The 8,918-nt window shown below is 55.3% G+C and carries 9 protein-coding genes; 3 read left to right on the forward strand and 6 right to left on the reverse strand.

Annotation, left to right across the window (positions count from 1 at the left end):
* Positions 1 to 16: 16 nt before the first annotated feature.
* Together ACT53G_RS09920 and ACT53G_RS09925 are read right to left on the reverse strand one after the other, a co-directional pair.
* Positions 17 to 571, reverse strand: coding sequence for an outer membrane protein (locus ACT53G_RS09920; RefSeq protein ID WP_476169304.1), 555 nt, complete (start codon positions 569 to 571; stop codon positions 17 to 19).
* Between the two features lie 35 nt (positions 572 to 606).
* A complete protein-coding gene (locus tag ACT53G_RS09925) occupies positions 607 to 1,257 on the reverse strand; it encodes a hypothetical protein (protein WP_476169305.1) in 651 nt (216 codons plus the stop codon).
* A 253-nt stretch (positions 1,258 to 1,510) separates the two neighbouring features.
* Here ACT53G_RS09925 and ACT53G_RS09930 point away from each other — a divergent pair, with 253 nt between their 5' ends.
* Positions 1,511 to 2,929: a DHA2 family efflux MFS transporter permease subunit gene (locus ACT53G_RS09930; RefSeq protein ID WP_476169306.1), complete on the forward strand. Its 1,419-nt coding sequence runs from the start codon at positions 1,511 to 1,513 to the stop codon at positions 2,927 to 2,929.
* A 12-nt stretch (positions 2,930 to 2,941) separates the two neighbouring features.
* On the opposite strand, the gene ACT53G_RS09935 is transcribed toward ACT53G_RS09930, so the two are convergent.
* From ACT53G_RS09935 to ACT53G_RS09950, 4 genes are read right to left on the reverse strand one after another with little or no spacing between them, the layout of a single operon-like run.
* Positions 2,942 to 3,403 (reverse strand): GNAT family N-acetyltransferase, encoded by a 462-nt coding sequence (locus ACT53G_RS09935; protein WP_476169307.1) that lies wholly within the window; start codon positions 3,401 to 3,403, stop codon positions 2,942 to 2,944.
* A gap of 46 nt (positions 3,404 to 3,449) precedes the next feature.
* Positions 3,450 to 4,229 (reverse strand): ferredoxin--NADP reductase, encoded by a 780-nt coding sequence (locus tag ACT53G_RS09940; RefSeq protein WP_194748348.1) that lies wholly within the window; start codon positions 4,227 to 4,229, stop codon positions 3,450 to 3,452.
* A 48-nt stretch (positions 4,230 to 4,277) separates the two neighbouring features.
* Complete coding sequence (locus tag ACT53G_RS09945; protein ID WP_476169308.1) at positions 4,278 to 5,207, reverse strand: FAD-binding protein; 930 nt, start codon at positions 5,205 to 5,207, stop codon at positions 4,278 to 4,280.
* Positions 5,204 to 5,956, reverse strand: a complete 753-nt coding sequence (locus ACT53G_RS09950) for an electron transfer flavoprotein subunit beta/FixA family protein (protein WP_194748346.1) — start codon at positions 5,954 to 5,956, stop codon at positions 5,204 to 5,206. The genes ACT53G_RS09945 and ACT53G_RS09950 overlap by 4 nt, the downstream gene beginning before the upstream one ends.
* Before the next feature lie 150 nt (positions 5,957 to 6,106).
* On the opposite strand from ACT53G_RS09950, the gene ACT53G_RS09955 reads away from it, so the two are divergent.
* Positions 6,107 to 7,045 carry a LysR family transcriptional regulator gene (locus ACT53G_RS09955; protein WP_476169309.1) on the forward strand — a complete coding sequence of 313 codons (939 nt, stop codon included), beginning with the start codon at positions 6,107 to 6,109 and terminating at the stop codon, positions 7,043 to 7,045.
* A gap of 13 nt (positions 7,046 to 7,058) precedes the next feature.
* A complete protein-coding gene (locus tag ACT53G_RS09960) occupies positions 7,059 to 8,705 on the forward strand; it encodes an electron transfer flavoprotein-ubiquinone oxidoreductase (protein ID WP_476169310.1) in 1,647 nt (548 codons plus the stop codon).
* Positions 8,706 to 8,918 lie beyond the last annotated feature (213 nt).

Raw genomic sequence — 8,918 nt, forward strand, 5'->3', positions numbered from 1 at the left:
GCATGCCAGCTCAATATCAGAAGTTGTAGATAAGACCCACCGTACCGACGTTGGTATCAAAGCCTTTACTGCCCCCACCAGTCACATCCACTTCTGCTCGGTAGTGATCCCAGCCTACGCGCATGGACAAGGTTTTATCGTAGTGATATTCCGCACCCAGGCCATAGGTGGCCCCGGTGTATGTGGCATCGTTATAGGCGCTCAAGCCAGAAGAGACTTTGCTTTTGGTGGCGGCGACACCGAGTTTGCCGTAAAAATCAAAGGATTCATTGAGGGGTATGCTGCCCACAGCCGTCAAGCTGAGTGCATCGGCCTTGGCGCTGCCGCTGAGGTTATCCGTCACCTTACCTATCCCGGTATATTGGCCTTCGACAGCAATATATTGATTGAATCGATAGCCGCCGACGACACCAGCGATCGCCTGGTTCTCCTTGTCCACGCCATTTGGCGTGCTGAGGTTGTTGTTGGCTACACCGACATTAAAGCCGCCATAAAAGCCTTCGGCATGCCCAAGTAGAGGGGCTGTCAGCAATAGGCTGCTGACCAACAGATTGAAAACAGATTGACGCATCAGTGCTTCTCCAAGTGACGTTATTTCAAATTCGGTTATTTCAGTTTGCTTTGTGCCAGGCGCAGGCCTTCTTCAATCTCCTGCTTGCGGCCAGCATCGGCATCTTCGCGACCTGGGCGGGCAGGGGCTTGCAGTGCTTTCTGGTAGTAGGTCACGGCCTGGCTATAGTCGCCCTGGGCACGTAAAAAATCTGCATAGAAATAGTTGCTGTCTATGCCGGTCGGGTTCAGTTGTAGGGCTTTCTCTAGGTACTCGCGGCCTTTTTTCTTGTCACCAAAGCCAATCGGCCAGCCTGGGACGCGGAAGTAGAGTGAGCCCAGTGTGGTATATGCGGAGCCATGCAGCGCTTGCGGGTTGGTTTTGATGCTGGCCAGCAACAGGTCGCGGGCTTGTTCAGCTGCTTTCAAGGCATTCATCGGATGCAGTGGCCCCATGCTCTTCGCGTAACCGCTTAACACAATCGCCTCCCAGATCATGGCTTCATTGGCGTCAGGATGCTGGGTCGTGAGTTGATGGGCTTGCTCTGTCAGGGCTTTGAAGGCGGGTTCTTGCTGGTCTTTGCTAGTTTGATAGGTCGCTTTGGCCCAGGCATGCTGCAGCGTGGCCAGTTCGTTGTCTAACATTTCATCGGCAAAAGCAGCACTGGTCAGCATTGCCAGGCAGGTATAGATCATCCAGCGTTTCACAATCACTCCTCGTAAATTATTGAATTAAATGCAGTTGAGTCATCCCATTTTTGCAAAAACGATGCCAGTCTGCGCCGCTGATTGAATAGGTATAAAAATCAAACAGTTGCTGTTTTGTCCTCGCGCGCTTGAAAGCTGGCTGTAAGCTAGGGTGCGCGAACTCTGCTTTTTTTGCAGGGTCGGACAGCGTGACACTGCAAAAAATGCATGCTAAGGTCCTCTTTCTTGTTAGCCCACTCAAGCCATCCACCCCATGTCCCTGCACCTGTTGCCACATTCTTTTGAAGCCTTGTCCCTGCGGTATGGGGAGCGCTACAAATGGATGGTCTTATTGATCATTGGCGTCGGCACGATGGCGGGGGTGTTATGCACGTCCAGCTTTAACGTGGCAGTGCCGGCGTTGACGCGCACGTTTCATTTGGGGCAGGATCATGTGCAGTGGGCCATGACGGCATTTTTGGCGGCGATGACCATAGGCATGTTGCCTGCCGCCTGGTGGTTGCAGCGCTTTGGCTTGCGGCGCGTGTTTATGTGGACGCTGTGGCTGTTGGTGGCGGCCAGCGTGGCGGGCTTTTATGCGCACAGCTTTGTGCAGGTGGTGATTGCAAGGCTGCTGCAAGGCCTGGCTGCAGGCGTGCTGCAACCGCTGGGGGTGATGGCGCTCATGCGTCTGTTTCCGCCAGACATTCAGGGACGCGCGTCGGGGATATTGATTGTCGGAATTGCGTTTACGCCTGCCATCGCGCCCTCCATCAGTGGCTGGTTGCTGGATCAGTTTGGCTGGCAGGCGATTTTTCTACTTGGCGTGCCGTTTGCGCTGATCGCCCTGCTGTGTGCCTGGCGATGGTTGCCTGCGCCCAGGCAGCAGCCGGTCAATGCGTTTGACTGGGCGGGCCTGGGCTGGTTGTCGGCGGCGACCATCGGCTTGATTGAGTTTGTTTCCAGCTTGCATCACAGTGGGCTGTTTGCGCCGTGGACCTGGGGACAGGCCTTGCTCACGGTAGGGTCGCTGCTTTGTTATATGCGGCATGCCCGGCAATTACCGCATGCCATCATACAGCTGCATCTGTTCCAGCGGCCCACCTTTAGCCGCGGCACCTTGGTGGCCTTTGCCTATGGCTTTGGCCTGTATGCCTCCACTTATCTGATCCCGGTATTTTTACAAAATGCCATGGCTTTTTCGGCCACAGAGGCTGGGGTGTTGCTGTTGCCTTCAGGCATTGCCCTGGTGTTGACCATCCCGATCGCTGGCCGGATGGCTGATCAACTGTCTCCGCGGCGGATTACGCTGGCTGGCCTTGTCATTTTCGGCGCATCTTTTATCGTATTTGCCGTGGCGGCCGATCAGGTGCGCTACTGGGAAATTGTTGCGGCGACCATTGTGGGCCGCATCGGCTTGGGCCTGATCCTGCCGGCATTAAACCTGGCGACCTTGCATGAAATGGAGCCGCAGCATTTGGGTCAGTCTTCGGTGGTGGTCAGTTATGCCCGCCAGTTAGGCGGCGTGGTGGGGGTGGCCATGATGGCGGTATTTATGGAGTGGCGCGAGCGTATTTATGGACAGCTGCCGCCGGGTATTTTCGAGGCCTATGCACAGGGCTTTCTGCTGCTATCTGCCGTGATTGTGTTGGCGATCATGGTGGCACTGGGCATGCAGGACCGCAAGCGCTAACGACATAAACCTTTACAGGATCAGGCGCCAGACTTGCATGCCTGACGGTTGAAAGCCATGTTTTCTGTAAAGGTGCTGGCCAGCCTGATTATCCTGGTCGGTGAGCAGGGTCAAGCGCTGGATAGCCTGCTGGCGCGCGTGCACAATCGCAAAAGTCAGCAATTGCGAGCCAATGCCTAAGCCGCGACAGGTCTGATCGACCACCATATCTTCGAGCAATGCCACGCGGCCGCCTAATGCGGTCGAAATCGTAAATAGCAGACTTACCATTGCAATCACTTGCCCTTGTTGCCGTGCTACTAAAATATGGCCGATGTCAGGGTGTTGCAGAATGTGGCTCAAGCCTTGCTGCTGGGCAGCGTGGTCAGGGGAGAATTCGTGTTCCTGGGCAAACAGCTGCGCGAGCAGCGCGCATAAGGCGGGCAGGTCAGCCAGGGTGGCAGGTTCAAACTGAAGCGTGACATGGGCTGTCATGCGCGTGTGCTTTCATGACAGCCGAACATGCAATGTGCCTTAACCCTTATTTTTCAACAAAGGCTTTTTCAATCACGTAGTCACCCAGTTCGCCGATGCGCGGCGAGACTTTGAAACCACGCTTGTCCAGCATGGCGGCCGTGTCGACCAGCATGGCCGGGCTACCGCAGATCATGGCGCGGTCCGTTTCCGGATTCAATGGCGGCAAGCCAATATCGGTAAACAGTTTGCCATTTTCCACCAGGTCTGTCAGGCGGCCCATGTTTTTAAATGGCTCGCGTGTGACGGTGGGATAGTAGATCAGTTTATTGCGCACTTCTTCGCCAAAAAACTCGTTATTCGGCAGTTCTTTGGTGATGAAGTCTTCGTAGGCCAGTTCATTGACGTAACGTACGCCGTGAATCAGGATGACTTTTTCAAAGCGGTCATAGACTTCGATGTCCTGAATCAGGCTCATGAACGGCGCTAAACCCGTGCCAGTCGAGAAGAAGTACAGGTGTTTGCCTGGCTTGAGGTCTGAGGTAATCAGCGTACCGGTTGGCTTGCGGCTCACCAGCAGCGGGTCGCCCACTTTCAGGTGTTGCAGGCGTGAGGTCAGCGGGCCATTAGGCACCTTGATGCTGAAAAACTCCAGATGCTCTTCGTAGTTGGGGCTGGCGATACTGTAGGCACGGGTCAATGGCAGGCCATCGACTTCCAGGCCTATCATCACAAACTGGCCGTTTTCAAAGCGCAGGCCAGGATCACGGGTGGTTTTGAAACTGAACAGCGTGTCATTCCAGTGATGCACGCTCAACACCGTTTCGGTGGAATATTTTTTACTCATGAGATGAACAGGTTTCTGAATTCAAAAGGTTAATTGGTAAACACTTAATTATAACGCAGCCGTCAATTGCGGCACGGCTTCAAACAAATCTGCCACCAGGCCGTAGTCGGCAATCTTGAAGATTTGCGCTTCCGGATCCTGATTGATGGCGACCACGACTTTACTGTCTTTCATGCCATAGGCATGCTGGATGGCGCCGGAAATACCAACGGCGATGTACAGCTCTGGGGCGACCACTACACCGGTTTGGCCGACTTGCAGGTCGTTGGGGGCATAACCGGAATCGACCGCGGCACGGCTGGCACCAATGGCGGCATGCAGTTTGTCTGCCAGCGGGGCCAGCACGTCTTTAAATGCATCCGCACTGCCCAGCGCACGGCCACCAGAGACCACCACTTTAGCGGCGGCCAATGGGGGGCGCTCGGATTTGTTAAAGGCTTCTGCCACCCAGCGGCTGCCTTCTGGTGCAGCTGGCGCAGTCACCGATTGAATGGCAGCATTGGCGCCAGTCGCAGCGGCAGAGAACTTACTGGCACGCACGGTGAGTACTTGTTTGGCATCACTGCTTTGCACCGTTGCCAGCACGTTACCAGCGTAAATGCCACGCACATAGGTGTTGCTATTCACGATCTCGATCACGTCAGACAGCATGTTGACATCGAGCAGCGCTGCGACACGTGGCAAGACGTTTTTGCTGAAAGCGCTGTGCGCAGCCAGCACCACGCTGTAATTGGCCGCCAGCGGCACAACCAGCGCAGCCAGGTGTTCTGCGGTTGGGTGTTGCAGGGCGGCATCGGTCGCAACCAGCACGGTGCTGACGCCTTGCAAAGCGGCGGCTTGTGCGGCCAGGCCGTCAGCTTGTACAGCAGCAATCAATACATCCACTGGTTGCTGCCAGTGTTGGGCCGCAGTCACGGCGCGTGCCACTTGTTCGTTTAAATGTTGGCCGTCGTGTTCGGCAATAATCAATGTTCTCATGGCAGCAGTCCCTCGTGCGTACGCAGTTTGCTCAATAATTCATTCACGTCTTTCACCATCACGCCGGCTGGGCGCTCTGGTGGGGCGGCGACCTTCAGTTGTTGCACACTATGAGTGAGTGACAGATTGAGCGAATCAAGCGGGAGGGTCTCAATGGGTTTTTTTCTGGCCATCATGAGGTTGGGCAGTTTGACGTAGCGTGGCTCGTTCAGGCGCAGGTCAGCAGTAATCACAGCTGGCAGGCTCACGGACAAGGTTTGCGTGCCGCCATCAATCTCGCGCACCACGGTCGCCTGATTTTCGGCAATGGTGATCTGAGAGGCATACGTAGCTTGTGGCAGGTTGAGCAGGGCCGCCAGCATTTGGCCGGTCTGGCCGGCATCATCATCAATGGCTTGCTTGCCCAGCAGGATCAATGCAGGCTGTTCACGCTCGACCACGGCTTTGAGTACCTTGGCGACGGCCAGAGGGGCCAGGCTGTTTGCTGTTTCAACCAGCGTCACACGGTCCACGCCCATGGCCAGGGCATGGCGCAAGATATCCTGATGCGTCGCGGCACCAATGGTGACGGCGACGATTTCTGTGACAATGCCTTTTTCTTTGAGGCGGATGGCTTCTTCGATGGCGTTTTCATCAAATGGATTGACTCCCATTTTCACGCCCTCGATATCCACATCCGAACCGTCCGCTTTGACGCGGACTTGAATGTTATAATCAACGACCCGTTTGATCGCTACCAATGCTTTCATAAAACGTTTGCCTTTGTTGGGGGTATTTACTCGTAACCGGGCATTTTAAGCCAGCTTGTAATATTTATTAAATTGATTATTATAATATTATATATCTATTCTGTAGATTGATTTTGACGCGGCGCAACTCCCGGCCACGCAGCCCCCTCCATGAAATACACCCTCAGGCAACTGGAAATCTTTGTCGCGATTAGCCGCACTGGCAGCGTCTCCCGTGCCTGCGACCAGTTGGCCTTGTCGCAATCAGCCGCCAGCACCGCTCTGATCGAGCTGGAAAAACAGTTTGATATCCAGTTATTTGACCGGGTCGGCAAGTCTTTACGCATCAATGAAGCGGGCCAGCAGCTGTTACCCAAGGCGGTCGAATTACTGGACCGCGCGCGTGAAATTGAGCGCATGCTGCAGGGACAGCAGGGCTACGGCCACCTCAAGATTGGCGCGACGCTGACCGTGGGCAATTATCTGGTGACCTTGCTGGTGGCCAAGTTCTTGCAGCAGTCTCCACAAAGCCACATCCAGTTGCAGGTGCAGAATACGCGGACCATCGTCGAGCAGATTGCCAACCACACCCTGGATTTGGGTATGATAGAAGGCGAGTGCAATCATCCCGATATTGCGGTGGCGCCCTGGATCGCCGATGAGCTGGTCATTTTTGCCGCGCCCACGCATCCGTTGGCATTGTGGGCACAAAGCGGCAAACCCATCCACAAAGCGGATTTACTGCTACAGCCCTGGATCGTGCGCGAGAAGGGCTCAGGCACGCGCGAGACCTTTGACCGCGCCTTTAAACAGGATTATTCAAAACTCAATATTACGCTGGAGCTGGAACATACCGAGGCGATCAAGCGCGCGGTAGAATCCGGCCTTGGCATTGGCTGTATTTCGCGGCTGGCCCTCAAGGATGCATTCAGGCGCGGCAGCCTGGTGCCGATTGAGAACCACGGCTTGCAATTTCACCGCAATTTTTATTTTTTATGGCACAGGCAAAAATACCAGACCGGTGGCATTCGACAGTTTCTGGCGTTCTGCCAGGCGTTTACCCAAGGGGCGACGCGTAGCGACCTGATCGATATCCCGGCCATTGCCTGACGAAGGAGCAAAGATGGAAAGAGATGTCATGGAGTACGATGTGCTGATTGTGGGGGCAGGCCCGGCGGGCTTGTCCGCAGCCATCCGTCTCAAACAACTGGCGCAGGCGCAAGGCCAGGAGCTGGGCGTGTGTGTCCTAGAAAAAGGCGCCGAAGTCGGTAGCCATATTTTCTCTGGTGCCGTGCTGGACCCGAAAGCCCTGCAGGAGTTGTTCCCTGACTGGCAGGCCTTGGGCGCGCCGCTCAATACCGCCGTCGATAAAGATACCTTTGTTGTGCTGGGTGAAGAAAATGCCTGGGCCATGCCGGAGTGGTCACTGCCGCCCTTGATGCGCAACCATGGCAATTACATCATCAGTCTAGGCGAAGTCTGCCGCTGGCTGGCGACGCAGGCAGAAACACTGGGCGTAGAAATCTATACCGGGTTCTCTGCACAAGCGCCCAGTTATGACGATCAAGGCCGCATGACTGGCGTGATTACCGGCGATATGGGCCTGGACAAGCAAGGCAACCCCACAGCCAACTACACCCCAGGCATCGAAATCCGCGCCAAATACACGCTGGTGGCCGAGGGGGCACGTGGCTCACTGACCAAGCAGCTTGAAGCCCGTTATGGCTTGAGGGCAACGTCCAGCCCGGCCAAATACGGCATCGGCTTTAAAGAGGTTTGGCGCGTGAAGCCCGAGTTGCATCAAAAAGGCCTGATCGAGCATACCTTGGGCTGGCCACTGGATGCCAGCACCGGTGGCGGTGGCTTTATTTATCACCATGGCGAAAACCTGGTGTCCGTGGGCTATGTGGTGCATCTGGATTACCGCAATCCGTATTTGTCCCCCTTTGACGTGTTCCAGACCTATAAAACCCATCCCAAGCTCAAGGCCTTGCTGCAAGACGGTAAACGCTTGAGCTATGGGGCGCGTGCCATTTCAGAGGGCGGGATACAGTCCTTGCCGGAAATGGCCTTCCCCGGCGGAGCCTTGCTGGGCTGCAGTGCAGGGCTGGTCAATGTGCCCAAAATCAAGGGCACGCATTACGCCATGAAGTCCGGCATGCTGGCGGCGGAAGCCGTGTTTGATGCCATCGCACAAGGTAGTCCAGAAGTGTTGAGTGCTTATCCGCAAAAACTGCGCGACTCCTGGGTCTGGCAAGAATTGTCTGCGGTGCGCAACGTCAAGCCTTATTTGTCCCGCTTTGGCACCTGGGGCGGCACCATATTGGGTGGCGCCGAAATGTGGCTGTCCAGTTGGGGCGTGACCTTGCCGTGGACGCTCAAGCATGGCAGCGCAGACCATGCGACTTTGGCCGAGGCTGCCAATAGCCGTCCGCCCGTGTATGCCAAACCAGATGGGGTGCTGACGTTTGATAAACTGAGTTCAGTCAGCTTATGCAATATTTCGCACGATCACCAGCAACCGTGCCATTTGAAACTCGGCGTTGCGGATAGGGCAGTGCGCGTGAATCTGCCGAAATATGCCGGCCCGGAGCAGCGCTATTGCCCGGCGGGAGTATATGAGTTTGTGGAGCAGGCCGGAGAAAAGGCCTTGCAGATCAACGCGCAGAATTGCATCCATTGCAAAACCTGTGACATTAAAGACCCAACGCAGAATATTAATTGGGTACCGCCGGAAGGGGGCAGTGGGCCGAATTATGTTTCGCAGTAATTAAGCGAAGCTACCTTACCTGAATGGATCCTTGGATGGCTTATACGACATCAAGTGGGCTAGGGTCGGATAGGATAGGTAAACTCAGCTAGTAACGTTTTTTTTCGCCTCTCGGCGAGTTACTTTCTGGTGCTTTTCCCCCAGAAAGTAACCACAACTAACGGAGTGTTGCGGCGTAGGCTAACCTTTAGGTTAAGCCACAAAGTGGCGGCC

This window comes from Methylophilus sp. DMC18 (assembly GCF_056314005.1).